The organism is Roseateles sp. DB2, from assembly GCF_051857535.1.
In the GTDB taxonomy this organism is placed as follows: Bacteria; Pseudomonadota; Gammaproteobacteria; order Burkholderiales; family Burkholderiaceae_C; genus Roseateles_B.
The window spans coordinates 20394-43926 of the sequence record NZ_JBPZGY010000001.1; the positions used below are offsets into that span (position 1 = coordinate 20394).

Genomic DNA, 23533 nt, shown 5'->3' on the forward strand with positions numbered 1-23533 from the left:
CTCCCGCCCATGTCCAAGCCCAGTCCCGAGCGTCAGCTGCGAGTTCTCCATGTCGAGGATTCCGAGCTGGACCATCACCTGATTGCCGTCGAGCTGGCCCGCGCCGGGTTGAAGGTCGAGTTGTGCCGTCTGGACAGCCTGGCGGCCGTCAATGCGGCGCTGGATGAGCGCTGGGACGCCATCATCTCGGACTTCAACCTGCCGGGCTTCTCGGGCCTCCAGGTGCTGGCCCTGCTCAAGGAGCGGCATCAGCTGCTGCCCTTCATCCTCGTGTCCGGCGAGATCGGCGAGGACACGGCGGTGGCTGCGATGAAGACCGGAGCCTCCGACTACCTGCTCAAGAACAACCTCACCCGTCTGGCGCCGGCCCTGCTGCATGCCATTGAGGCCAGCGAGTCCGAGCGGGCACGCCTGGAGGCGGATCGGGCCCTGCGGCGCAGCAAGCAGCGACTGCACGAGCTGGCAGGCCATCTGCAGACCAGCATCGAGATGGAGCGCGCCGCCATCGCCCGGGAGATCCATGACGACGTCGGTGGCTCGCTGACCGCGCTGAAGTTCGACCTGGCCTGGCTGGCCCGGCATGTGAGCGAGCCGGCGGTCCAGCAGCGTGTGGCTTCAGCGCTGGAGACGGTCAGCCAGGCCATCGAGGCCAGTCAGCGCATCATGCACAACCTGCGGCCTGCCATCCTGGAGCAGGGACTGGTCGCTGCCCTTCAGTGGATGGCGGCGCGCTTTGAACGCCGCACCGGCATCCAGGTCAGCGTGCGGACACCGCAGGACCAGCCCCAGATGCCCAGCGGCGTGCCGCTGGTCGCCTACCGCTGCGCCCAGGAGGCGCTGACCAACGTCTCCAAGCATGCGCAGGCCACGCGGGTGGATATCGAGCTCAGCCTGGACGCTGGCGCCCTCACACTGGAGCTGCGTGACAATGGGCGCGGGATGACGCCGCAAGATCTGACCAAGGCGCGCAGTTTTGGCATCCGCGGCCTGCACGAGCGGGCCGCCACGGTGGGCGGCTGGGTGGATCTCAGCAGCAGTGCCAGGGGCACCAGCCTCATCCTGACCATCCCGCTGGAGGCTGACGCGATCGTGGAGGCCCAGGAGAGCGACGAGGATGCTGAGGACGCCGCCGCGCACGACCCCTCGGTGTGGGGCAATCTATGATCAAAGTGATTCTCTGTGACGACCACGCCCTGATCCGCCGCGGGATCCGGGACACGCTGGCGGATGCATCCGACATCGAGGTCGTCGGTGAAGCCGGGGATTACGGCGAGCTGCGCACCCTGCTGCGCGGCCTGGGGGATCCGCCCGCCTGCGACGTCCTGGTGCTGGACATCAACATGCCGGGTCGCAGCGGCCTGGATGTGCTGCATGTGCTGAAGGACGAAGGCAGCACCTTGCGGGTGCTGATCGTCTCCATGTACCCGGAAGACCAGTACGCCATCCGTGCCCTGCGTGCAGGGGCCTTCGGCTACGTCAACAAGGGTGGCGATACTCAGCAGCTGGTGCAGGCGGTACGGACCGTGGCGCAGGGACGGAAATACGTCACGCCCGAGATCGCGCAGATGCTGGTGGAAAGCCTCACGGCGCCTGTCACCGAGCAGGCCCATCAGAAGCTGTCCGATCGCGAGTTGCAGACGCTCGTGATGATTGCGTCAGGCAAACGCCTCTCCGATATTGCGGAGGAATTGACATTGAGCCCCAAGACGGTGAGCGTTTATCGCGCCCGGGTGCTGGAAAAGCTTGGGCTCAGCAACAATTCGGAACTGACCGTCTACGCCATCCGCAACGGCCTGGTCGCCAACTGACGCAGGGGCAGCAGCCAGGCGTTGCGGCTTCCGCGCTGGCCCACCTGCATGCAAGCCAAGTCCAAGCTTTCCTCGATGCCTGCCGGCGATGCCTCGCGCGATGCGCCGGCGTCGCGGCATTCCGCATCCCTGGTGGCACGCCTGACGCGATGGAACCTGGCGGTGCTGGTGTCCACGCTGCTGCTGTGCTTTGGTCTGATCGCAACCGCCGGCTGGTTCTCTGCGCAGGAGCGGCAGGCGCGGCTGTCGCATGCCAGCGCCCAGGTGTTGGCCAACAGCCTGGCGCCCATGCTGGTGTTCGAGGACCGTGATTCGGCGCTTGCGGAGCTGCAGTCCTTCATCCGCAGGGATGATGTACTGGAACTGCAGCTGCTGCTGGCCAATGGCAAGCTCTTCGCCGCCTGGGAAGCGCCGGGACAGCATTCGGATTTGCTGGTCAGCCAGGCCATCCAGGTGAGCGAGGCCAGGCATGAGGCCGACGCCCAGCAACTGCGCGTCTGGATTCCGGTGCAGCTGCGTGGCGAGCGGGTTGGGGTGCTGTACCTCCGTGAAAGCCTGCAGGCCCTGCGGCAGCAGCTGCAGCAGGCCATCATCGTGGCGGCCCTCATGATGGCGGTGGCCATCCTGGTGGCCTTCCACGCCTTGCGCTACGTGCAGCGCCGCGCGCTGTGGCCACTGGTGGAGCTGTCCAGGCTGGCAGAGCAGGTCGCAGCCGACCAGAACTACGGCCGGCGGGCGCGTGTGCATCACCCCGACGAGGTCGGGCGTCTCACGGAACGCTTCAACCAGCTCCTGCGCCGTGCCGAAGCCTGGCAGGCTGAGCTGAACCGCCAGCTTCGCGAGGAACAGGCCGCCGGGCAGCAGTACCAGCGCCTGGCGCATGAAGACGCCCTGACCAAGCTGCCCAACCGGCTCTACTTCCAGTCCGCCCTTCAGCATGCGCTGGCGCACAGCCGCGAGCATGGGGAGAGCCTGTCCCTGATGTTCATCGATCTGGACAACTTCAAGCTGGTCAATGATGGCCATGGGCACGAGGCCGGCGACGTGGTGCTGTCCGAGGTGTCACGTCGCATGAGCTCGGTGCTGCGCAGCAGCGACGTCCTGTGCCGCCTGGGCGGCGACGAATTCGCCCTGATCCTGCCTGGCCTGGGGCCCCAGGGCGTGGTGACGACCTTGGCCCAGCGGGTCATCGCCGTGGTGAGGGACCCCATCCTGATCAAGGGGCAGCCCGTGCAGGTGGGGGCCACCATCGGTGTGGCCAGCTTCCCCGATGATGCCGTCGACGATGCCGGTCTGCTGGGCCAGGCTGACGCCGCCATGTACGCGGCCAAGCGGGCAGGGAAGAACACATATCGACAGGCCGGCAAGGTGAACCGTCATGGCGCATGAGCTCTCCATATCCTGCAAGGCGGCGGCCGCCGCCGCCGTGCTGCCGCGGTGCGCAGGACTGCTTGGCGTGCTGTACCTGGCCCTCGGGCTTGGCACCGCCCTGCAGGTCGGCGCTGCCGAGCCCCCTCAGGCGCAGGAGCCGCCCAGCCTGGAAGAGCTGCTCAAGCAGGGCCTGACGGTGCTGCCCAAGTCCGTGCAGGTGTCGACAGCCTCGCGCTTTGCACAGACCGCGGAGACCTCGGCGCTGACCTATGTGCTGACCGAGCAGGACATTCGCGGCCTGGGCCTGCGCAGCCTGCGCGATGTGCTGGACGCATTGCCGGGCCTCTACATCACCAGCAACTCCAACTTCAGCTTTGTTGGTGCGCGTGGCCTTGGGCGGCCTGGGGACTTCAACTCCCGCGTGCTGTTGATGATCGATGGCGTGCGGGTCAACGAGAACACCACGGATGCCGCCCTCATCGGCCCGGAGTTCTACCTTGACGTGCAATGGATAGAGCGCGTGGAGTTCACGCCCGGGCCAGGCTCAGCGGTGTATGGCAACAACGCGTTCCTGGGCGTGATCAACGTGATCCCCAAGCGGGCCGACAAGCTGCAGGGCTGGCGTGCCGGCCTGATGGTCGACAGCACCCAGCGTCGTGAACTCCAGCTGAGCTGGGCCATCCGCGGCAGCGAAGGCCAGGAGGCCATGCTGGGGTTGGCGCTGGCAGAGCAGGCGCGCGTGCCCCTGGCTTTTGAGGTTCCTCCAGCGTTGTTCGACGCCATCCAGTCGCTGCACACCGAGCGCGTGCAGAGGGCCTTCGGCACCTACAGCCACCGGGGCCTGTCCATCCGTGGTGGCCATTCCGAGCGCACGCTGGGCAGTGCCGTCTGGCTGGACGGTAGGGACCAGGGCCGAGGCCTGGTCAAGCGCGAGGCCTACTATCGCAACAGCATGCTCGCGCTGAGCCAGGAGTTCAGCCTGGGCCCCAGCACCGACCTGACACTGGACATCTCCGGCAAGAGGACACGGGTCGAAGGCCGCCGGCCCTACCTCGACGAGGACGGCCAGCGCCAGGTCTGGCGGACAGTGAATGACGGCCGCTGGGTGAATGCCGGCGTGCGGCTGGGCTTTTCCCAGTGGCCGGGCCATCGCCTCATGCTTGGCTGGGACACGCAGCAGGACTACGTTCAGCAGATCTACCTGGGCCCCTGGGGGCAGGTGCCCTATCTCCACTTCCTCGCCAGCGGCCGCGGCAATGGCCTGTTCGTGCAGGATGACTGGGACCTGGGGCAGGGCCACCATCTGTCCCTGGGACTGCGGCGAGATCGGGATGACCGTGTCGACGGTGTCCAGCTCAATCCCAGGCTGGCCTGGACCTGGCAGATCGATGCCGACCGCCGGCTCCGGCTGGTGCACGGCAGTGCTTACCGCGTGGCCAACCTGATGGAGTTCGCGCAGAACTATTTCGTCGAGGCACCCCAGTGGCTGCCGTCCGAGGAACGGGTCAGGTCCCAGGAGCTGGTGTACGAACACAGCTTCTCGCGACAGACGCAGCTGCGCCTGTCGCTGTTCCGTTCTTCCTTTCGAGGCCTGATCGGGCTGAGCGAGGCCCTGGCTTACGAGAACGAAGGGCAGATGAAGTCTCTGGGCCTGGACCTCGGCCTGGAGCAACGCTGGTCCGATGGCAGCCGCCTGCAGGCCTCCGTGACAGCCCAACACCTGCGCGATGCCCAGGGGCGGGTCCCTGACAACTCTCCGGGCTATCTGCTCAAGCTGCAGTACCAGCGCCCCCTGAATGCCCGCTGGACCCTGGGCTGGCAGACGCAGGCCATGGGCGCGCGCCATGTGGCCTCGGTGCGCCTGGCCCCCGTGATGGTGAACCACCTGCATCTGACCGCACGCTGGCCCGAGGGCTGGACCCTGGGCCTGGGTGTTCGCAACCTCGGGCAGAAGGACTACGGCGACATTCCCGAGCCTGGCAGCGGCCTGGCTCGAGCGCCCGGACGGACCGTGTTCGTGCAGCTGACCTCGGCGTGGGGGTCCTGATGCGGCGCATACTCCGCCTGGCGCTGCCTGCGCTTGCATGCTGCCTGCCCGCAGGTGCAGGGGCAGCGGGTGCTGCGCAGGTCTCGGAAGAGGCTGCGCTCAAGGCCGCCTTTGTCTATCGCTTTGCCCAGTTCACCCAGTGGCCGCCCCCGCCCGTGAAGGACTTCACCTACTGCCTGGCCGGTTCCCCCGAGATGGGGGACGCCCTGCGCGGCCTGGCCGCGCGCCAGCATGAGTTTCCTCAGGTGCGCTTCATGATGCTGACGCAGGCGAGTCAGGCGGCCGGCTGCCAGTTGCTGGTGCTGAGCCTGCTGGATCGCCAGGAGATGCTGCGCTGGCAGCAGGCCCTGTCTGACGCACCGGTGCTGATCGTCGGGGATTCGCCCGAGGCCTTGCGCAGCGGGGCTGTCATTGCGCTGGCGCAGGAGCCCAACGGGCTGACCTTCCGCATCAACAACACCGAAGCCAAGCGCCGGGGCCTGATCCTGAGTTCCCAGGTTCTGAAGCTGGCTCGCGAGGTGCGCTGAGGCACCGGTTGAGGCGCGTGGGGTCAGGTCTTGCCCAGCGGCTCAGGAGAACGCCGCCAGCATGCGCTCCAGCACGATCTGGAACGGCCCCTGCATCAGCGGCAGCGTGGCCACCATGCCGACGAGGCCGATGCTCACCGTCAGCGGAAAGCCCACCGAGAACACGCCGATCTGCGGCGCCACCCGCGAGATCACGCCCAACACCAAGTTGACGAACATCAGCATGGTGATCAGGGGCAGCGCGATCCAGAAGCCCATGCGGAAGATCTCGCCCCCCCAGACCTGAGGCTGCGCCAGGCGCAGAAACTCGAAGGGCGACTGTCCTATCGGAAAGGCCTGGAAGCTCTGCGCCAGGGCCTGGATCAGCAGCAGATGGCCGTTCACCGCGATGAAGAGGAAGGCCACCATGGAGCCGAAGAATCGGGAGGTCGAGGTGCCCTGGCTGCCGGTGGCAGGGTCGAAGAAGCCCGCAAAGTTCAGCCCCATCTGAAGGCCGATGACTTCGCCCGCAAACTCCAGCGCCGCAAACACCAGGCGCACAGCGAAACCCATGGAAAGGCCAATGAGCAACTGCTGGGCCAGCAAGAGCAGCAGCAGGGGCAGGGAGTCCAGCGGCGTCGCCGGCATGGGGGGCAGCGAGGGCTGGGCTGCCACTGAGATCACCAGCGCCAGCCCGATGCGCAGACGCATGGGCATGGCGCGCTGGCTGAACACCGGCATCCCGGCGAAGAGGGCCAGCGTTCGGAAGAAGGGCCACAGCAGCGGCGTGAGCCAGGCCAGCAGCTGTTCTTCGGTGAAGCTGATCATGGGCTCGCCGCGGGCTCAGCCGACGACCTGGGGAATGGTCTGCAGGGTGCGCTGGATGTACTCGACCAGGGTGGTCATCATCCACGGCCCGGTGATGGCCAGCACCAACACGGCGGCGACGACCTTGGGCACGAAGCTCAGCGTGGCCTCGTTGATCTGCGTGGCGGCCTGGAACACGCTCACCAGCACCCCCACCGCCAGCACGGTCAGCAGCACGGGTGCGGCCACCAGCATCAGCATGTAGAGGCCCTGCTGGCCGAAGGTGAAGACTTGTTGGGCGTCCATGAGGGCACTCAGTTCATGTTGCAAAGGAGGCGGCGAGCGAGCCGAGCAGCAGGTTCCAGCCGTCAGCCAGCACGAAGAGCATCAGCTTGAAGGGCAGGGACACGAGCACCGGCGACAGCATCATCATGCCCAGGCTCATCAGCACACTGCTGACGATCATGTCGATGACCAGAAAGGGGATGAAGATCAGGAAGGCGATCTGGAAGGCCGACTTCAGCTCGCTGGTCACGAAAGCCGGCACCAGCACGCGAAAGGGAACAGCCTCAGGCTTGACGTCCCCTTCCAGCTTGGCCAGGCGGCTGAACAGTGCCACATCGGCCTGACGGGTCTGCTTGAGCATGAAGCCGCGCATGGGCACCTCGGCCCGCTTGAGGGCCTCGTCAAAGCCGATCTGGCCGGCTGAATAGGGCTGCCAGGCCTCGCTGTAGACCTTGTCCAGGGTCGGGCTCATCACGAAGAAGGTGAGGAATAGCGAGAGCCCGATGATGACCTGGTTGGGCGGTGCGGCCTGGGTGCCCAGGGCCTGGCGCATCAGGGAGAGCACGATGACGATACGCGTGAAGCCCGTCATCATCAGCAGCACGGCAGGCAGGAAGCCCAGGGCCGTGAAGAAGAGCAGGGTCTGGATGGGTACTGAGTAGCTGCCGCCGGCACCCTGGCCGATCAGCAGGGGCAGGCTGGCTGGTGGCGGATTGCCCTGCTGGGCCAGGGCCGTGCCGCCGAGCGCGAGCAGCGCCAGCATGGCGATGGCACGGGCGGCCGTACGCAGATGGGTGAGGGGCTCACTGCGCATGGCCGTCTCCCTGGCCGCGCGCGAGGCGCTGTCGCAACTGGGCCGCGAAGCCACCGGCTTCCGGTGCAGCGGACAGGCAGGCCTGCGGGGCCATCACATGCAGGGTCTGGATCTGCTGCGCGGTGACGCCCAGCACCAGCCAGCGCTTGTCCTCGCCTTCGCCGACCTCCACCGTCAGCAGCTTCTGGCTGGGAGACAGGGGCAGGATGGAGACCAGGCGCATCTGCGCATTGGCAAGACCTGGCCCCAGAGGGCTGCGCTTGAGCAGCCACAGCGCCAGCGGGATCACCGCGAGGATGGCCAGGAACCACAGGACCGGCAGCACTTGAGAGTTCATGTGCCGATTCTGGGCAGGACTTGAGGGTGAGAGTCCTTGGAAAAGCGCCGGAAAAATCCCTCGACAGGGACCGACGCAGGACCGCCCGGCGAGCTTGCGGGGCGGTCTGGGCCGCGCGCCTTCAGCCGCCCTTGGAGAGGCGGCGCATGCGCTCGGAGGGCGTGACGATGTCCGTCAGGCGGATACCGAACTTGTCGTTCACCACCACCACCTCCCCCTGGGCGATCAGGTAGCCGTTGACCAGCACGTCCATGGGCTCGCCGGCCAGGGCGTCGAGTTCCACCACCGAGCCCTGCGCCAGCTGCAGGATGTTCTTGATGGGGATGCGGGTGCGGCCCAGTTCCACCGTGAGCTGCACGGGGATGTCCAGGATCATGTTGATGTCCTGGCCCGGCATATTGCCCGGCGTGGGCGAGAAATTGGCGAAGCTGGCCGGCGCGACCTGCTCGGCGGCGGGCTGCACCTCCTCCGCGACGTCGGAGCCCTTGGCTTCTGCGAGTGCGGCCGCCCATTCGGCCGCCATTGCGTCTTGTTCGTCCATGGCAGTGCCTTCAGCCTGTGTTGCGGGTGCCCAGCCAGCCCTGGTCATGGCCGGTCAGCATGTTTTCCACCTTGAGGGCGTACTTGCCGTTGGAGGTCCCGTAGTGGGCCTCGAAGACGGGCACGCCATCGATCTTGGTCTTGATCACCGGCTCCAGGTCCAGCTCGATGAAATCGCCGGGCTTGAAGGCCAGCAGTTGCTCCACCGTGGCCGGTGCCTGCGCCAGCTCGGCCACCAGCTCCACTTCGGCTGATTGCAGCTGGTGCTTGAGCAGATTCACCCAGCGGCGGTCGGGCTCGGTGGAGTCGCCCTGCGTGCTGGAGTACAGCACGTCGCGGATGGGCTCCAGCGTGGAGTAGGGGATGCAGAAATAGACGGTGCCGCTGGTCTCGCCGATCTCCAGCGTGAAGGAGGTCGAGACCACGATCTCGCTGGGCGTCGCGATGTTGGCGAACTGCGGTTGCATCTCTGAGCGCTGGTACTCGAGCTCCAGCGGATAGATGCCCTTCCAGGCCTTGTGATATTCGGCCGTGATGACCTCCACCAGGCGGAAGATCACCCGCTGCTCGGTGGGCGAGAAATCACGGCCTTCGATGCGTGCATGGAACTTGCCGATGCCGCCGAAGAGCGAGTCGATCACCGCGAATACCAGGGTCGGGTCACAGACGATCAGGCCCGAGCCCCGCAGCGGCTTGACCGAGACGATGTTGAAGTTCGTCGGCACCACGATCTCGCGCAGGAAGGCGCTGTACTTCTGCACCTTGATGCCGCCGATGGCGACTTCCGGGCTCTTGCGGATGAAGTTGAACAGGCCGATGCGGATGTTGCGGGCGAAGCGTTCGTTGATGATCTCCATCGTGGGCATGCGCCCACGCACGATGCGTTCCTGGCTGGCCAGGTTGTAGTCGCGGATGCCGCCCTGCTGGACCTCCTCGGCCTCGAGCTTCTGGCTCTCGCCGGTGATGCCCTGCAGCAGTGCATCGACTTCGTCTTGGGAGAGTATCTGCTGGTTCATGGCGGACTCACTGCGCGCGCAGCATCACTGCACGATGAAGGTGGAGAAAAGCACCTGCGTCACAGGGCTCTCGACGGCCTTCTTCTTTTTCTTCTTTTTCTTGCTGGCCGCTGCGCTGTCCTCTTCTTCTTCGTCCTCAAGCTCGATACCCATGGGACGCACGGATTCGCGCAAGATCTCTCGTGCCAGCTTTTCCTTGCCCTCGCGGGTGAGCAGCTCCGCCGAGGTCTTGTGCGACAGCACCATCAGCACATTGCTGCGGATGGCGGGCATGTAGGCCTTGAGCGTGTCGGCGGTCTTGGGATCGCTCACTTCCAGCGTCACGCCGATCTGGGCGAAGCGATCCACCTCCTTGTCGGCCAGGTTGACGGTGAAGGGGTCGAGCGGGACGAAGGTGGGCGGCGTGCCCGGCTTGGGCTTGGCATGGCTGGTCTCGGCCGCTGCGGGTGCCTCGGCGCCATCCTCATCCTCGGCGTGCTGCTGCTTTTTCTTCATCAGCATCAGTGCAGCGCCACCGCCGATGATGACCAGCAGCAGCACCGCGGCAATGATGATGATCAGCTTTTTCTTGCCGCCACCGCCACCTCCTGCGGCAGCGGCCTCGGCACCGGCTGGTGTGGCCATGAAGACTCCTTGGATCTAGCGGCCCGGGCGCTGCAGCGCGCCATGGGGCCATCAGGATCAATTATTCGGATGAATGGCAGCTTGGCATATGGCAATAAGCGGCTGAAAAGCGTGCAAAAGACCCGCCCGTACCCCGCGCGGCTCAGGCGAAGAGGTCCAGGACGCCGCGGCTGCGGCTGTTGGCTGCCGCTGCATGTTGTTGCAGGGACGCCGGCTCCTCCGCTGAAGCCTCCCTCCCGAAGGCGGCCCAACGTCCGCCGGCCGTGCTGCCGTCCCGATCCGCTTGGCCCGGCTGGCCGGAATGCGCCTGCTGTTGCTGCTGGCTGAACACGCCGCCGCCGCTGAGGGTGAGGCCTTGCTCACGCAGGGCGCCGGCGAGTTCAGGCAGGCTCTTTTCCAGTGCCGAGCGGGTCTCAGCCTGCTCGGCCACGAAGCTGATCTGGGCCTGCTGGCCCTCCAGCACGATCTGCACCTGCACGGGACCCATGTCTGCGGGATTCAGGTGCAACTGGGCCTGCTGGACCCCTTCCGCCGCGGCCAGACTCAGGCGCGCCGCCATCTCAGGCGCGAAGCCCTTGTCATGGACCGGCGCCTGCACGTCATAGCGGGCCCCTGTCACGCCGCCGGGCGAGCCCTTGTCCTGCACGGCGCCAGCCTGTGCCTGCTGCAGCAGGCCGGCGAACTGACCAGCTGCCGTGAGGGGTTGTTTGGACTGTCCTTCGGCGCCTTGGCCGGCATGGCCCAGTGCTTCGAGCGCCAGGCCTGCCCCGGCCTCGGCACGACTGGACTTCAGCTCGTCCGGCTGCGCGCCCGGGGCGCCTGCGACCGTGGGCAGGTCCGCCCTTCCGGCGCCCCTGTCGTCGCCGCCCGAAGCGGTCGCCCGGGCACCACGGGCGGGCCGCCCCAGCGCCTCCTCGGGCAGGGCGGCATCGTCAGCGGCACCTGCTGCCGCGGCCTCCGGCAAAGGGGCTCGGGTGTCCTGCGCAGGCTGCGCAGACCAGGCCTGGGCATTCAGCGCAGCCTCCCCGGCTGTTTCGTCGGCGGTTTCGGCTTCGTCGGTTTCACCGTCGGTGGACTCCGTCTGGAGGCCGAGCCCAGCGTGCTCATCCTCGCGGCGCAGATGCCGCAGCACCTGGGCCAGTACGGGGTCCTGGACCTCGCCCTCTGCGGCCTGCCCTTGGGCTGAAGCCTGGGCCTGGCCGGCCTTGCCCTGCGTCTCTGCCGGGCGCCGCCCTGTGGCCTTGGCGGCTTCCTGGCGCCGTGCGAGTTCGTTGGACGACGCTCGCGCCTGATCGGCAGCGCCCGACGGGCCGGCGGCAGACGCCGACGGCCGGCTGGGGGCGTGAGAGGCCGTGGCCTGACGGGGGGCCGGCGAGGGCGCCGGTGGCGTCGCCAGTGCACCCTCCTTGGCCTGCAGCAGCTTTGCGAAGCTGGCCGAGGCATCGCCCTCCTGGGGGCTGCGCGTCGAGTTGAGCTGGCTCAGCAGGTCGGTCGTGCCGGGCCGCGCGGTGTTGGCGGCGCTTGGCAACATCATCTTGTTCATGGGAGATCCTTTCCGGTGGGCCGCGATGGCGCCCGGTTGCGCGCGTTCAATGGCCGAGACGCTGGGCCGTGCCGAAGCCGGCGTGCCGCAGGGTGCGGGCAGCCTGTTCATCCGTGGCCTTTTGCTCCTGGCGCTCCTGATGGCGACGCATCTCGAGGCGGCGGCGCTCCAGCAGCTTGCGCACCGAGGCCACGCGAAGCTCACGTTCGCGCAGTTGTTCACGGACCAGGGCCAGGCGCTGCTCGGCCTGGCTGCTCAGCAGGTCTTGCTGGCTGATGGCCTGGTCCAGGCGACCTCCGAAGCTCTGGTAGCAACTGAGGATGTCCACCGTGGTGCTGCGGGCGAAGCTCTGGGTCCAGCGTGTCTGGTATTCCGTGCGGTAGAGCGCAAGCTGCTCGTGCTGCTGGCGCATGGCACTGGCGCGTGCCTCCGCATCGCGCAAGAGGCGCAGGGCCTCGTCGCGCTCGGCTTCGGCACGTTCCAGCAGCACGTCCAGGGATTGCAGTGTGGGAGCGCTCATGAAGGTTTCTCCGTCTTGGGACTATCGGCAGGTTTCAGGAAACATTGACCAGTTTTTCAAGCTGGTCGACGCTGGCCACCAGGCCTGCCGGTTGATGCATGTCCTGCTGCAGCAACTGCGCCATGTCCGGATGCAGGCGCACGGCCAGGTCCAGTTCATGGTCGTGGCCAGGCACGTAGGCGCCCAGCTGCAGCAGGTCGCGGGCCTTGTTGTGCTTGGCCCAGAGTTGTCGGAAGCGGCGGGCGCAGACCACATGGGCGGGCTTGGCCACATTGCTCATGACCCGCGAGATGGAGCGCTCGATGTCGATGGCCGGGTAGTGCCCGGCCTCGGCCAGCTCGCGGGAGAGCACGATGTGGCCGTCCAGGATGCCGCGTGCGGCGTCAGCAATGGGGTCTTGCTGGTCGTCACCCTCGGACAGCACGGTGTAGAAGGCCGTGATGGAGCCGCCGCCGGCCATGCCATTGCCACTGCGCTCCACCAGCTGCGGCAGCTTGGCGAAGCAACTGGGCGGATAGCCCTTGGTGGCCGGCGGTTCGCCAATGGCCAGGGCAATTTCGCGCTGCGCCATGGCGTAGCGGGTGAGCGAATCCATCAGCAGCAGCACATGCAGGCCGCGGTCGCGGAAGTGTTCGGCAATGGCGGTGGCGTAGGTCGCGCCCTGCATGCGCAGCAGCGGCGGGGCATCGGCCGGTGCTGCGACGACCACCGAGCGGGCCAGTCCGTCCTCGCCCAGGATGTCCTCGATGAATTCCTTGACCTCGCGCCCGCGTTCGCCGATCAGGCCCACCACGATCACATCGGCCTGGGTGTAGCGGGCCATCATGCCCAGCAGCACGGACTTGCCCACGCCGGTGCCGGCGAAAAGGCCCAGGCGCTGGCCGCGCCCCACCGTGAGCATGGCGTTGATGGAGCGCACACCCGTATCCAGCGGTGTACGCACCGGGTCACGGTCCATGGCGTTGATGGGGCGTCGCACCATGGGCTCGGGGTGCACATCCTCCAGCGGGCCGCGCCGGTCCAGGGGATGTCCATGCGAATCGACCACGCGCCCAAGCAGGCCATCGCCCATGGGCAGGTGCAAGCCCCGGTCCTCGTCGCGCCGCCAGGGGTGGCGTTGCTGGCCCAGCACGGGGCCGTGCAGGGCGGCAGGCCGCGGGACGACCATGGCGCCGCTGGAGAGCCCGTGGACTTCGTCGGTGGGCATCAGGTAGGCCCGGTCGCCGGAGAAGCCCACGACCTCGGCATTGACCGGCGCCTGGCCGCGGCGCGGATTGGCTGCAGAGCTGGGCATGTGGATCTGGCAGACCGAGCCCACAGGCACGCGAACGCCAGTGGCCTCCAGCACCAGGCCGGCCACGCGCACCAGCTTGCCCTGAGGCTCCAGGGCCACCGGCGCCGCGGCGAAGGCCTGCAGGTCCTCCAGGTACTGGGTCCAGCGCGAGAGGCGCTCGATGCTGTCGTTCCTCATGCGGCACCGTCCTCTTCTGACTCGGCGCCGCCGCGCCGGTCTTCCCACAGCGAATGCTGGCCCATGGCCGCCATCACCTGCTGCCACCGGGTGGGCAGGGTGGCGTCGACGCTGGAGATGTCCGAGTCCACCTTGCAGCCGCCGCGGGCGATGCCGGGATCGGGGATCAGCTGAGCCTCGCGGGCCTTGAGTTCCTCCCCGGCGCCCTGCTCGACCAGGGGCAGGTCGTCGGGGTGCACGCGCACGCGGATGTGGCGTGCCGAGATCAGCAGGGCCTCGATGGCGTCATGCGCCACACGGGCGATGGCCTCGGGCTGCTGCTGCAGCTCGGTGCGCAGCACCTGGCGGGCCAGCTCGATGGCGCAGCGTGCCACGGTCTCGGCCATGCGGACTTCCATGTCCTCGAAGTCGGCGCTGAAGCTGCGCATCAGCTCGCCGATCTGGGCACTCATCTGCTGGGCGAAGCTCTTCTTGAAGGCGTCCAGCGCCTCCATGCCATCGCGATAGCCGTCCTGGTAGCCGCTCTGGCGCGCGGCGCCGAGCAGCTCCTCAAGGTTGGGTGCGGCCGCTTCGGCCGGCGCTTCGGCCGGGGCGGCCTCGGGGGCGGCTGTCGTGTAGGTGGGCTTGCTTTCCGGCACGCCCTGGAATGCGTCCGGGTTCCAGCTGGAGAAGCCCTGCAGCTCCTCGCGCGGGATGAAACGGCTGTAGTGGCTGGTGCGCGCCGGGCTGCCCTCGGGGCGCACCGGCGGGGGGACTTGGCGAGGCGGGCGAGGCGGCATGGTGAACATTCAGTGCATTCGGTGAGGGCGGTGGCGGCGGCTCAGAGGAACTGGTCGTCGCCGCCAGTGGCAAGCACGATCTGGCCTTCGTCCACCAGGCGGCGCACGATCTTGAGGATTTCCTTCTGCTCGCCCTCGACTTCGGAGAGGCGCACCGGGCCACGGGACTCCAGGTCCTCGCGCAGGGTTTCTGCCGCGCGCGTGGACATGTTGCGGAAGATCTTCTCGCGCAGCTCGGGCCCGGCGCCCTTGAGCGCCACGACCAGGGATTCGCTCTGCACTTCCTTGAGCGTGGCCTGGATGCCCTTGTCGTCGATCTTCTCGAGATCGTCGAAGGTGAACATGTTGTCCATGATCTTCTGGGCCAGGTCGCTGTCGGCCTCGCGGATGTAGTCCAGCACCGAGGCTTCGACGCTGGAGCCCATCATGTTGATGATCTCGGCCGCGGTCTTCACGCCGCCCAGCGAGCTCTTCTTCATGCGGTCGCCGCCGGCCAGGATCTGGCTCATCACCTCGTTGAGGTCCTTCAGGGCCATGGGCTGGATGCCGTCCAGCGTGGCGATGCGGATCAGCACCTCGTTGCGCTGGCGCTCGCTGAAGAGCTTGAGCACGGAGCTGGTCTGGTCGAAGTCCAGGTGCGCGAGGATGGCCGCGATGATCTGGGGGTGCTCGTTGCGCAGCAACTCGGCCACGGAGCTGGCATCCATCCACTTGAGGCTCTCGATGGAGGACACATCGCTGCCCTGGAGAATGCGGTCCAGCAGCAGGTTGGCCTTGTCCTCGCCCAGGGCGCGGCGCAGCACGGTGCGCACGTATTCGTCGGTGTCGTTCACCAGCATGCTCTGGGTCTCGGCCACGGCGTCAAACTTGTCCAGCACCTTCTCGACCTGCTCGCGCTTGACCACCTTCAGCTTGGCGATGGTCTCGCCCAGCTTCTGCACTTCCTTCGGTGCGAGGTGCTTGAAAACCTCAGCGGCCTCTTCCTCGCCCAGGGACATCAGCAGGATGGCTGCCTGTTCTACGCCTTCGTCATCCATGGTGCTGCTTTCCTGTCAGTTCGAGGGGCAAGCTGCTTCGGGCCGAGCGCCGGGCCGCTCCCGAGCCGGCCCGCCGAGGCGATGCGTGCGGCCCAATGCCGCAGGCATCGTCGTCCCCCCGGGGGACCGGCCAGGGGCGGCTCCGTTCAGGGTGGCGAGACCGGGCGAGGGGCAAACACATCATGCCGGCTCCTCGCCGTTCACCCAGGCGCGAACGATATTGGCCACGGCTGCGGGGTTCTCGCGGGCCAGATGGCGGGCGCGTTCCAGTTTGTCGTTGTTGACTGGAGCTTCCAGGGCCGGCAGGCCGTCGCCGCCAGGCAGCAGTTCGGTCTCGTCGGCCACGGCGTTGAGCTGTCCACCGGTCTCGGCGGCCTTCTCCTCCGGCGGCGGCGGATAGGCCGCGCGAATGGCGGGCTTGACCATGCCGAAGACGGCGATCAGGGCCACCAGCACCAGGGCTGCGGGCACGGCGCCAGCGCGCACCATGTCCAGCACCCAGGGCTGCTTCCACAGCGGCAGCTCGGTGCTGTCGACCTTCTCGACCACGAAGGGCGCGGACACCACGCGCACGGAGTCGCCGCGGTCCTGGCTGAAGCCCATGGTTTCCTTGACGAGGGCGGTCAGCTTGTCGAGTTCTTCCTGGGACACGGGCACTGACGTGACCTTGCCCTTGGGGTCGGTGCTGCTGCGGTGATTGACCACGACCGCTGCATTGAGCCGGCGCACGACACCCGTGGCGTTGCGGGTCACGCGGACCGTCTTGTCCAGCTCGTAGTTCGTGACGGCCTCGCGCCGGCTGCTCTGCTGGCCACTGCCGGCTCCGCCTGCAGTCTGCAGGGGCGCGGAGGCGCCGTTGATGGGCGCGGTGGCCGGCACCGGTGGCTGGTTGGTGGCAGCACCGGGCACGCCAGAGGGCTGAGCCGCTGTTGCGTTGGTGGACTCCTGGGTCTGTTGGCTGCGGATGGCGCTGCTGGCATTGGCACCCTGGTTGGGCTTGTATTCCTCGGCGGTGGACTCGACCTGCGAGAAGTCCACGTCAGCGGTGACGGTGGCGCGCAGGTTCTCGCGGCCCACCACCGGCTCCAGCAGCTCGTAGATGCGCTTGTGGAGGTTGGCCTCTATCTGCTGCTTGTACTGCAGTTGCTGGCTGTCCAGGCCGGAGCCGTTGTCACCGGGGTTGGAGAGCAGGGCGCCGGTGCTGTCCAGCACGCTGACGGCCTTGGGATTGAGCTCGGGCACCGAGGCCGAGACCAGGTGCACGATGCCGGCGACCTGGGCGCGGTCCAGGGTGCGGCCGCCACGCAAGGTCAGCATCACCGAGGCGCTGGGCTTTTGCTGCTCGCGGAAGAAGCCATTCTGCTGCGGCATGGCCAGGTGTACGCGTGCATCGGCGACGTCGGCCATGGCGGTGATGGTGCGGGTCAACTCACCCTCCAGCGCACGCTGGAAGTTCAGACGCTCGTTGAATTGCGTCTGGCCGATGGACTGCTTGTCCATCAGCTCGAATCCCACCACCGAGCCCTTGGGCAGGCCGGCTGAGGCCAGCTTCATGCGCACGTCGTAGACCTGGCTGGCCGGCACGAGGATGGTGCCGCCGGGTTCGTTCTTGTAGGGCACCTGCATCTGGGCCAGTTGGGCGATGACGGCGCCGCCGTCCTTGTCCGACAGGCCGGTGAAGACGGGGCGGAAGTCACCCTGCGAAGACCACAGGCTCATGGCGAGCACCACGCCCACGAGCGCGGCCAGGCCCAGACCCAGGCCCAGCTTGCTGCGGGCGGGCATGGCCACCAGGCGCTCGGCCAGGCCCTGCTGGCCTGCGGGCTGGGCCGGGATGGGCTCCAGGGTGACGGCGGTAGGGGCGGTGAGGGCGTTGTCCATGGCAGGTGCGGGCTATGCAAGGGTGCAGGGTTCCCGCACCAATGACCAGGATTTTTTTGTCATTTCCCCCTCAAGAAAGGCGAAATGAGGCCGACAAAGCGCGCTCAGTTCACGCCTTTGTCCTTTGGCGTGCGCCTTAGCATTTCCCCACCTGAAGAGCGGGACCGTGTCCTGCATCCGGGCCTCTGCTGGCCCGGATGGCACCGTTAGCTCCGGGAGATGCCATGGACCTCAAGCTTCGCCCCTTCGATTTCGCAGCTGCCGTCGCCCGTGCAGGCATGAGCAGCAACGGCCAGCCGGTGGCGCAGACGCGCGCCGCGGGTGGCGCCAGCTTCGGCGATGCCATGGTGAAGGCCATGCAGTCGGTGAGCACCCAGCAGAACGAAGCCCAGCGCCTGCAGCGCGAGGTGCAGCTGGACAATCCCGCCGTCAGCCTGGAAGAGACCATGGTGGCCATGCAGAAGGCCCAGATCGGCTTCCAGGCCACGCTGCAGGTGCGCAACCGCCTGGTCTCGGCCTACTCGGAAATCATGAACATGCAGGTCTAGCCGCCCGCATCCCGCGGGCGCACCGGGCCGGCACTCACAGCCGCATCTGGCGGCGCCGCTTCTGGGTCTGGTCGATGTAGAGCTGCAGGGCCCGCGCGGTGTCCGGTGCCAGGGCCTGGAACGAGCAGCCCAGGTGGCGCCCGCTCTGGACTTCGGCATGCTGGGTCACGTGCAGCAGGCGCAGGCCCACTTCCAGGCGCGTGTCGCGGTCCAGTTCGAGTACGCAACCGCCCAGGTCCAGATTGGGCGGCAGCTCGGGCTGGTCGCCCGGCAGCAGCAGGCCCAGGCCCCCCATGCTCACGTCCAGCACGCGCAGGCGCAGCAGTTCGCCCAACTCCGGGTGGCGCAGCTGCAGCAGGGGGTAGGTGACCCCGGTCGGCTGGACCCGAAAGGTCTGGCGCCGCTGGAAGCGGTACAGGCGCCGGGGCAGGGCGGCGCGCAGCACGCTGCTGCCGCCATCGCGCACGATCACTGCCTGCTCCAGCTCGAACTCCAGCCGTATCGAAGCCAGGTAGGCCGTGGCTGTGATCTCGTCGCTCTCCAGCAGGGACTCCGCCTGGCTGCTGCTGCTGGGCAGGTCGAAGCCCACAAGGCCGCTCCCGGCATCCAGCACGCACAGCGTGGTGTGCAGGTCCACGCCGTCGGGATTGCGCAGGTAGACGCGCGCCTGCTCGCTCATCAGCTCGCGCAGGTAGGCGGCGATCTCGACGGGGGTACTGATCCGGTAGTTCTCCCGCAGCTGTTCGTCGAGGTCTTTGGGGGCGGCGGTGTCGGGCAGGCTCATCGGCGGGAGGAACAGTTGCAGCAGGCAGCCCGCAGGCGCGGACGGCGATGTGAAGAAGCGCACCGTGGTGCGCTTCGAAGTCTTCAGTGTACGGTCTTGAACTTGCCGCTGAGCACTTGATCCAGGTCATCCAGCCAGGGCTCGGCCAGATGGCGGATCTCCGCGTCGTTGAGCAGGATGCGCTGCATGATGCGGGTCTTGAGCTGGCTTTCCTCGGGCGCCAGCTGCTCGCGCTGGGCGGCATGCTTGAGCTGCGAGATCAGCAGTACGCAGGCCCCTTCCAGCTTGACGACTTCATCCCAGTTGCCCGAGCGGGCTGCGGAGAGCATGTCGGCGCTGGCCTGTTCGATCGCTTCGTAGTAGCTGATGAGGTGGGTGTTCATGGGGCTGTCCGGAATGCTGGGTGGGCGGGCTGTCGTGGTTTTGACGCGCATGGTTCAGGCCACTCGTTTGGTCTCGCTGCGATCGCCGATGGTGTGCCAGGCTTCACGGATGGGCTGGAGCAGCCGCTGGCATTCCTGGATGGTGGCGATGTCGCTGTGCAGATTGGCATGCGTCAGGCGCATGCACAGGTAGGCGTAGAGGTCGCGCAGGTCGCGGGCCAGGGCGCCAGACTCCAGGTTCAGGGCCGCCTTCAGCCCTTCGTCCAGGATGCGCACGCAGCGGCCGAGGCTGCGGTTCTTCATCTCGTGGTTCCCGGCCTGGATGTGGCCGATGGCCTGGGTCATGCCGTCATGCACGCCGTCGAACAGCAGGCTCACCAGACGGTGCGGGCTGGCATTCAGCACATCGGTTTCCAGACCGACCTTGCTGTACATGGCGCTGGCCCGGTGCGTGCGCGATGCGAAGGGGGAAGAGTTGCCGTACATATGCTCAGTTCTCTGTTGGGCCGTGTTGAGACATTTTTCGACCTGCCGCCGGGAAACTTGAGCCTCCGCGACGCGACGAATTGCACGGGAAAACTAGCGCTTGTGCGAGTGGACAGTTTGAATGAAAAAAGCGCCCCGTGCAGGGGCGCCTTGGTGGATGAGGCAGGTGTAGGGTCAGCCGGAGGACTTGTTCGAGAACTGCTGCGTGACGTAGGCCGAGAGGCCATTGAGCTGACCCATCTTGGTGTCCAGGGCGGTGTACTGGGCACGCAGGCGCTTCTCCATCAGCGCCAGATGGTCCTGCAAGGAGGCGATCTGCTTGTCGTTGTCCTTGATGCGCTTTTGCAGGCCGGTCTGGCCCACGGAGATGGCACCGTCCGAGCCGAGGGTCTTGCTGGCGAAGTCGTTCCACTTCTTCGCAAAGCCGTTGTGGCTGGCGTCGGCCACGTCCACCGCGCCGAAGAAGCGCTTGAGGTCACCCAGGTTGCCCAGGGCCTTGTCCAGCTTGGCGCTATTGACGGTGAGCGTGCCGTTCTGGCCGGGGTCCAGCCCGATGTCGGCCAGCCGCGCAAAGGCGCCGCCCAGCGTGGTCGAGCCGCCGCTGACGTTGCGCAGCATCTGCTGCAGAGAGATGGCCTTGGCGTCGCCCTGCAGGGAGCCCGCGGTCTTGGTGGCGGAGTCGTACTTGGTCTGGTCGCGCATCAGGTTCATCAGGCCGTTGTAGGCGCTGACGAAGTCCTGGATGGACTTCTTGATGGCGGCGGTGTCCGTGTTGCTGCCGACGTTGACGGCCGTGGTGCTGGTCTTCAGCAGCGTCAGCGTGAGGCCGTCGGCCACCGTGCTGAGCGTGTTGGATTCAGAGCTGAGGTCCAGTCCATCCATGTTGAACGTGGCATTGCCGGCCGTCTGCTTGAGGCTCATGCCGCCCGTGTCAGGGCCTTCGTAGCTGAGGGCGGCCAGACTGGGGTCCGAGGCGCTGATGCGGAAGCCGTTGGTCTGCCCGCTGTCGCGCGATCGGATGACCAGGCGGGTGCCCGCCGCGTCGCTGACCACGCTGGCCACGACGCCGGCATTGGCAGCGTTGAGCTTGTCGCGAATGCTGTTGAGCGTGTCCGTGGCCGTGATGTTGACGCTGATCGAGCTGCTGCCCGACTTGCCGGTGAACACCGGTGGGTCGCCTTCCCAACTGCCCAGCGCGATGGTCAGTGTGCCTTCGCCCACGGTGCTGGTGCCGCTGGTGAACACGCCGCTGGCCACGCTCTGGGCTGTGGCGAGCTGGCTGACGGTGATCACATGGCTTTGCGTGCCGGCGTTGAGGCCGGAGACGGAGACCACGCTGTTGTCCGAGCTGGTGGTGCCGGAGGCTGTCCAGGTGGCCGGATCGCTCAGCTTCTGGGCGGCGGTCTGCATCGCGGACATCGCGGCCTGCAACTGCCCATAGGCCGAGATCTTGGTCTGCAAGCCGGCCGAGGCCTTCTTGATGTTGGTGATCGGTGTCTGTTCGACGGACATCAGCTTCGAGATCATGTCCTCGACATTCAAGCCGCTGCCGATACCCACTGAAGTAATGCTCGCCATGGCATCCTCTCAAAAAGACACTGCCCCAAGCCCTCTTCGGCAGGGCCGGGCTGAACTTTAGGGCTTTTTGCGTTTTTCAGCGCCCGCAGGCCGAGACCGTCTCCCGAACGCATCGGGAAACCGCCTCGGCCTGCAGGCTGCCGTCTGGTCGTTCAACCCTTCAGCAGTTGCAGCACCTGCTGCGGGAGCTGGTTGGCCTGCGCCACCATGGCGTTGCCGGCCTGCTGCAGGATCTGCGCCCGGGAGAGGCTGGAGGTTTCCTGGGCATAGTCGGCATCCATGATGCGACTACGGGCAGCAGCCTGGTTCTCCACCGCGACCTGCAGATTGGCAATCACGGCGTCGAAGCGGTTCTGCGTGGCGCCGAAGGTGGACCGGGCCAGGTTGACCTGTGCCAGCGCCAGATCGATCTTGGCCAGCGAGTCCAGGGCGCCCTGCGTGCCACCAGCATAGACATCGAAGGTCGCGCCCGTGCCCGCTGCGCCCAGGTTCAGGATGTCGGTCGTGGTGGCGTCGATCACAGCCGCCAGCGCACCGTCGTTCTTGCCGGCGGCCGTGGTGGTGGTCAGCATGTCGGCGACGGCGACCTGGATCTGGTCGTCCGTGGTCGCATTGGCGCCCACCTGGAAGGTGTAGGTCGTCGCCGCACCGGTCAGGATCTGCGAGCCGTTGAAGGTGGTGTTGCGCACCAGCCGTCCGATTTCGGTCTGCAGCTGCAGGAACTCATTGTTCAGCGCGGAGCGGTCATCCACATTGTTGGTGCCGTTGGCGCCCTGCACGGCCAGCTCCCGCATGCGCTGCAGCATGTCGCCGATCTTGCCAAGCGAGCCTTCCGCCGTCTGCGCCAGCGAAATGCCGTCATTGGCATTGCGCACGGCCACCGTCATGCCCCGGACCTGCGTGTTCATGCGTTCCGCAATCGCGAGGCCGGCGGCGTCGTCCTTGGCCGAGTTCACTCGCAGGCCGGAGGACAGTCGTTGCATCGCGACGCTCAGCATCCCCTGAGACATGTTCAGGTTGCGCTGCGCATTCAACGAGGCGATGTTGGTATTGATGGTCTGGGGCATTTGAGCACTCCTGCAAATTGCCGGAGGGTTCGGACCTCGAGGGCGCCATCCATGCGCTGTCTGCGCTCAAGGACGATGCCTTCGGAGTCGCCCCGCGAAAAGCATCAGGCCGGAACTGAACCTGACTGCGATCCGGAGGGCTCCGGAATCCACGCCGGGAATTCCTGACGTGTTGGACGAATTCTGAAAGTGCTCGTGTGTCTCCAAAGACTCGATAAAGGGGCGAAACCACGCCCAAAACAAAAGGCAGCACCCCGCCGCTGGCGAGGCGCTGCCCCCTTTTGCCGTGCGCCTGCCTGCGCGGGCTTCAGCCGCCGCGCAGCAGCGACAGCACTTGCTGAGGAAGCTGGTTGGCCTGGGAGACCATGGCGTTGCCGGCCTGCTGCAGGATCTGGGCGCGGCTGAGGTTGGCGGTCTCCGAAGCGTAGTCGGCATCCATGATGCGGCTGCGTGCCGCCGTCTGGCTTTCCACTGAGACGTTCAGGCTGGAGATCACCGCATCGAAGCGGTTCTGGGCCGCACCGAAGGTCGAGCGGGCCGTGTTGACCTGCGAGAGCGCCAGGTCGATCTTGGCCATGGCGTCCAGCGCGCCGATGGTGGCGCCGGTGTAGGCGTCAAAGGTGGCGCCCGTGCCGGCCGCACCAACGTTGAGGATGTCGGTGTTGGTCGTGTTGATCACCTCGGCCAGGGCGGCGGCATTGGTGCCGGCGCTGGTGGTGGTGCCGGTGATGTCGACGCCCACAATGGTGATCTGGTCGTTGGTGGTGGCGTTGGCGCCCACCTGGAAGGTGAAGCCGGTGGTGCCTGTCAGCACGGGCTGCCCGTTGAAGGAGGTGTTCGCGGCCAGCCGGGTGATCTCGCTCTGCAGCTGGGTGAACTCGTTGTTCAGCGCTTCGCGGTCAGTCTGGTTGTTGGTGCCGTTGGCGGATTGCACGGCCAGCTCCCGCATGCGCTGCAGCATGTCGCCGATCTTGCCGAGTGCGCCTTCTGCCGTCTGCGCCATCGAGATGCCGTCATTGGCATTGCGGATGGCCACGGTCATGCCGCGCACCTGGGTGTTCATGCGTTCGGCGATGGCCAGGCCGGCGGCGTCGTCCTTGGCCGAATTGACCCGCAGGCCCGACGACAGGCGCTGCATGCTGACAGACAGCGAGTTCTGCGACATCGACAGATTGCGCTGTGCGTTGAGCGATTGCAGATTGGTGTTGATGATTTGAGGCATGACGCGATCCTTTCAGTACCGATGAATGGAAACCGAGCCCAAGCAGACCAGCGTTGCGGCCGCTTCAGTGGCAGTGCGG

The 23533-nt window shown here is 66.8% G+C and carries 25 protein-coding genes; 6 read left to right on the forward strand and 19 right to left on the reverse strand.

Annotated elements, in window-relative coordinates:
- Positions 1-9: 9 nt before the first annotated feature.
- Genes ACS5PK_RS00080 through ACS5PK_RS00100 form a run of 5 tightly spaced genes read left to right on the forward strand, consistent with a single transcriptional unit; the run spans position 10 to position 5753 of the window.
- Entirely contained in the window at positions 10-1164 is a 1155-nt protein-coding gene (locus tag ACS5PK_RS00080) for a response regulator (protein ID WP_439438249.1), read from the forward strand.
- A complete protein-coding gene (locus ACS5PK_RS00085; protein WP_439438250.1) occupies positions 1161-1808 on the forward strand; it encodes a response regulator in 648 nt (215 codons plus the stop codon). Before ACS5PK_RS00080 ends, ACS5PK_RS00085 begins: the two co-directional genes overlap by 4 nt.
- A gap of 48 nt (positions 1809-1856) precedes the next feature.
- Positions 1857-3197 (forward strand): diguanylate cyclase domain-containing protein, encoded by a 1341-nt coding sequence (locus ACS5PK_RS00090; protein ID WP_439438251.1) that lies wholly within the window; start codon positions 1857-1859, stop codon positions 3195-3197.
- Positions 3187-5226, forward strand: a complete 2040-nt coding sequence (locus ACS5PK_RS00095; RefSeq protein ID WP_439438252.1) for a TonB-dependent receptor plug domain-containing protein — start codon at positions 3187-3189, stop codon at positions 5224-5226. The genes ACS5PK_RS00090 and ACS5PK_RS00095 overlap by 11 nt, the downstream gene beginning before the upstream one ends.
- The gene (locus ACS5PK_RS00100; RefSeq protein ID WP_439438253.1) at positions 5226-5753 is read left to right on the forward strand and encodes a YfiR family protein; all 528 of its coding nucleotides are present in this window, start codon (positions 5226-5228) and stop codon (positions 5751-5753) included. Before ACS5PK_RS00095 ends, ACS5PK_RS00100 begins: the two co-directional genes overlap by 1 nt.
- A gap of 42 nt (positions 5754-5795) precedes the next feature.
- Here the strand turns inward: ACS5PK_RS00100 and fliR are convergent, their stop codons facing one another.
- The 13 genes from fliR to fliF form a co-directional block, all read right to left on the reverse strand.
- Entirely contained in the window at positions 5796-6560 is a 765-nt protein-coding gene (gene fliR / locus ACS5PK_RS00105; protein ID WP_439438254.1) for a flagellar biosynthetic protein FliR, read from the reverse strand.
- A 15-nt stretch (positions 6561-6575) separates the two neighbouring features.
- Entirely contained in the window at positions 6576-6845 is a 270-nt protein-coding gene (fliQ, locus tag ACS5PK_RS00110; protein ID WP_183105284.1) for a flagellar biosynthesis protein FliQ, read from the reverse strand.
- A gap of 13 nt (positions 6846-6858) precedes the next feature.
- Entirely contained in the window at positions 6859-7638 is a 780-nt protein-coding gene (fliP, locus tag ACS5PK_RS00115; RefSeq protein ID WP_439438255.1) for a flagellar type III secretion system pore protein FliP, read from the reverse strand.
- Complete coding sequence (locus ACS5PK_RS00120; RefSeq protein WP_439438256.1) at positions 7628-7975, reverse strand: FliO/MopB family protein; 348 nt, start codon at positions 7973-7975, stop codon at positions 7628-7630. The genes fliP and ACS5PK_RS00120 overlap by 11 nt, the downstream gene beginning before the upstream one ends.
- A gap of 121 nt (positions 7976-8096) precedes the next feature.
- The gene (gene fliN / locus ACS5PK_RS00125) at positions 8097-8516 is read right to left on the reverse strand and encodes a flagellar motor switch protein FliN (protein WP_439438257.1); all 420 of its coding nucleotides are present in this window, start codon (positions 8514-8516) and stop codon (positions 8097-8099) included.
- 10 nt (positions 8517-8526) lie between these two features.
- On the reverse strand, positions 8527-9531 hold the full coding sequence (gene fliM, locus ACS5PK_RS00130; protein ID WP_269633776.1) for a flagellar motor switch protein FliM: 1005 nt from the start codon (positions 9529-9531) through the stop codon (positions 8527-8529).
- Between the two features lie 24 nt (positions 9532-9555).
- On the reverse strand, positions 9556-10155 hold the full coding sequence (locus tag ACS5PK_RS00135; protein WP_439438258.1) for a flagellar basal body-associated FliL family protein: 600 nt from the start codon (positions 10153-10155) through the stop codon (positions 9556-9558).
- A gap of 142 nt (positions 10156-10297) precedes the next feature.
- Positions 10298-11698, reverse strand: a complete 1401-nt coding sequence (locus ACS5PK_RS00140) for a flagellar hook-length control protein FliK (RefSeq protein ID WP_439438259.1) — start codon at positions 11696-11698, stop codon at positions 10298-10300.
- Positions 11699-11744: 46 nt separating this feature from the next.
- A complete protein-coding gene (fliJ, locus tag ACS5PK_RS00145) occupies positions 11745-12218 on the reverse strand; it encodes a flagellar export protein FliJ (protein ID WP_439438260.1) in 474 nt (157 codons plus the stop codon).
- 34 nt (positions 12219-12252) lie between these two features.
- The gene (fliI, locus tag ACS5PK_RS00150) at positions 12253-13689 is read right to left on the reverse strand and encodes a flagellar protein export ATPase FliI (protein ID WP_439438261.1); all 1437 of its coding nucleotides are present in this window, start codon (positions 13687-13689) and stop codon (positions 12253-12255) included.
- On the reverse strand, positions 13686-14468 hold the full coding sequence (locus ACS5PK_RS00155) for a FliH/SctL family protein (protein WP_439438262.1): 783 nt from the start codon (positions 14466-14468) through the stop codon (positions 13686-13688). The genes fliI and ACS5PK_RS00155 overlap by 4 nt, the downstream gene beginning before the upstream one ends.
- A gap of 41 nt (positions 14469-14509) precedes the next feature.
- Positions 14510-15505, reverse strand: coding sequence for a flagellar motor switch protein FliG (gene fliG / locus ACS5PK_RS00160; protein WP_439438263.1), 996 nt, complete (start codon positions 15503-15505; stop codon positions 14510-14512).
- 180 nt (positions 15506-15685) lie between these two features.
- Complete coding sequence (gene fliF, locus ACS5PK_RS00165; RefSeq protein WP_439438264.1) at positions 15686-17386, reverse strand: flagellar basal-body MS-ring/collar protein FliF; 1701 nt, start codon at positions 17384-17386, stop codon at positions 15686-15688.
- A 224-nt stretch (positions 17387-17610) separates the two neighbouring features.
- Between fliF and fliE the strand changes: the two genes are divergently transcribed.
- Entirely contained in the window at positions 17611-17934 is a 324-nt protein-coding gene (gene fliE / locus ACS5PK_RS00170; protein ID WP_439438265.1) for a flagellar hook-basal body complex protein FliE, read from the forward strand.
- A gap of 34 nt (positions 17935-17968) precedes the next feature.
- Here the strand turns inward: fliE and ACS5PK_RS00175 are convergent, their stop codons facing one another.
- From ACS5PK_RS00175 to ACS5PK_RS00200, 6 genes are all read right to left on the reverse strand, one after another.
- Complete coding sequence (locus ACS5PK_RS00175; RefSeq protein WP_439438266.1) at positions 17969-18781, reverse strand: flagellar brake protein; 813 nt, start codon at positions 18779-18781, stop codon at positions 17969-17971.
- Positions 18782-18801: 20 nt separating this feature from the next.
- On the reverse strand, positions 18802-19101 hold the full coding sequence (locus tag ACS5PK_RS00180; protein ID WP_183105270.1) for a flagellar protein FliT: 300 nt from the start codon (positions 19099-19101) through the stop codon (positions 18802-18804).
- A gap of 54 nt (positions 19102-19155) precedes the next feature.
- Positions 19156-19587: a flagellar export chaperone FliS gene (gene fliS / locus ACS5PK_RS00185; protein WP_439438267.1), complete on the reverse strand. Its 432-nt coding sequence runs from the start codon at positions 19585-19587 to the stop codon at positions 19156-19158.
- A gap of 174 nt (positions 19588-19761) precedes the next feature.
- Positions 19762-21165, reverse strand: a complete 1404-nt coding sequence (gene fliD, locus ACS5PK_RS00190) for a flagellar filament capping protein FliD (RefSeq protein ID WP_439438268.1) — start codon at positions 21163-21165, stop codon at positions 19762-19764.
- A 152-nt stretch (positions 21166-21317) separates the two neighbouring features.
- A complete protein-coding gene (locus tag ACS5PK_RS00195; protein ID WP_439438269.1) occupies positions 21318-22232 on the reverse strand; it encodes a flagellin N-terminal helical domain-containing protein in 915 nt (304 codons plus the stop codon).
- Positions 22233-22539: 307 nt separating this feature from the next.
- Complete coding sequence (locus ACS5PK_RS00200; protein WP_439438270.1) at positions 22540-23454, reverse strand: flagellin N-terminal helical domain-containing protein; 915 nt, start codon at positions 23452-23454, stop codon at positions 22540-22542.
- Between the last annotated feature and the right edge of the window lie 79 nt (positions 23455-23533).

Coding starts and splice junctions, on each gene's coding strand:
- ACS5PK_RS00090 (WP_439438251.1), top strand. CDS start 1,857: ATGCAAGCCAAGTCCAAGCTTTCCTCGATGCCTGCCGGCGATGCCTCG.
- fliN (WP_439438257.1), bottom strand. CDS start 8,516: ATGGACGAACAAGACGCAATGGCGGCCGAATGGGCGGCCGCACTCGCA.
- ACS5PK_RS00080 (WP_439438249.1), top strand. CDS start 10: ATGTCCAAGCCCAGTCCCGAGCGTCAGCTGCGAGTTCTCCATGTCGAG.
- fliJ (WP_439438260.1), bottom strand. CDS start 12,218: ATGAGCGCTCCCACACTGCAATCCCTGGACGTGCTGCTGGAACGTGCC.
- fliR (WP_439438254.1), bottom strand. CDS start 6,560: ATGATCAGCTTCACCGAAGAACAGCTGCTGGCCTGGCTCACGCCGCTG.
- fliS (WP_439438267.1), bottom strand. CDS start 19,587: ATGTACGGCAACTCTTCCCCCTTCGCATCGCGCACGCACCGGGCCAGC.
- ACS5PK_RS00140 (WP_439438259.1), bottom strand. CDS start 11,698: ATGAACAAGATGATGTTGCCAAGCGCCGCCAACACCGCGCGGCCCGGC.
- fliP (WP_439438255.1), bottom strand. CDS start 7,638: ATGCGCAGTGAGCCCCTCACCCATCTGCGTACGGCCGCCCGTGCCATC.
- fliD (WP_439438268.1), bottom strand. CDS start 21,165: ATGGCGAGCATTACTTCAGTGGGTATCGGCAGCGGCTTGAATGTCGAG.
- fliQ (WP_183105284.1), bottom strand. CDS start 6,845: ATGGACGCCCAACAAGTCTTCACCTTCGGCCAGCAGGGCCTCTACATG.
- fliI (WP_439438261.1), bottom strand. CDS start 13,689: ATGAGGAACGACAGCATCGAGCGCCTCTCGCGCTGGACCCAGTACCTG.
- ACS5PK_RS00195 (WP_439438269.1), bottom strand. CDS start 22,232: ATGCCCCAGACCATCAATACCAACATCGCCTCGTTGAATGCGCAGCGC.
- fliM (WP_269633776.1), bottom strand. CDS start 9,531: ATGAACCAGCAGATACTCTCCCAAGACGAAGTCGATGCACTGCTGCAG.
- ACS5PK_RS00100 (WP_439438253.1), top strand. CDS start 5,226: ATGCGGCGCATACTCCGCCTGGCGCTGCCTGCGCTTGCATGCTGCCTG.
- fliG (WP_439438263.1), bottom strand. CDS start 15,505: ATGGATGACGAAGGCGTAGAACAGGCAGCCATCCTGCTGATGTCCCTG.
- fliE (WP_439438265.1), top strand. CDS start 17,611: ATGGACCTCAAGCTTCGCCCCTTCGATTTCGCAGCTGCCGTCGCCCGT.
- ACS5PK_RS00180 (WP_183105270.1), bottom strand. CDS start 19,101: ATGAACACCCACCTCATCAGCTACTACGAAGCGATCGAACAGGCCAGC.
- ACS5PK_RS00135 (WP_439438258.1), bottom strand. CDS start 10,155: ATGGCCACACCAGCCGGTGCCGAGGCCGCTGCCGCAGGAGGTGGCGGT.
- ACS5PK_RS00120 (WP_439438256.1), bottom strand. CDS start 7,975: ATGAACTCTCAAGTGCTGCCGGTCCTGTGGTTCCTGGCCATCCTCGCG.
- ACS5PK_RS00085 (WP_439438250.1), top strand. CDS start 1,161: ATGATCAAAGTGATTCTCTGTGACGACCACGCCCTGATCCGCCGCGGG.
- ACS5PK_RS00155 (WP_439438262.1), bottom strand. CDS start 14,468: ATGCCGCCTCGCCCGCCTCGCCAAGTCCCCCCGCCGGTGCGCCCCGAG.
- ACS5PK_RS00095 (WP_439438252.1), top strand. CDS start 3,187: ATGGCGCATGAGCTCTCCATATCCTGCAAGGCGGCGGCCGCCGCCGCC.
- ACS5PK_RS00200 (WP_439438270.1), bottom strand. CDS start 23,454: ATGCCTCAAATCATCAACACCAATCTGCAATCGCTCAACGCACAGCGC.
- fliF (WP_439438264.1), bottom strand. CDS start 17,386: ATGGACAACGCCCTCACCGCCCCTACCGCCGTCACCCTGGAGCCCATC.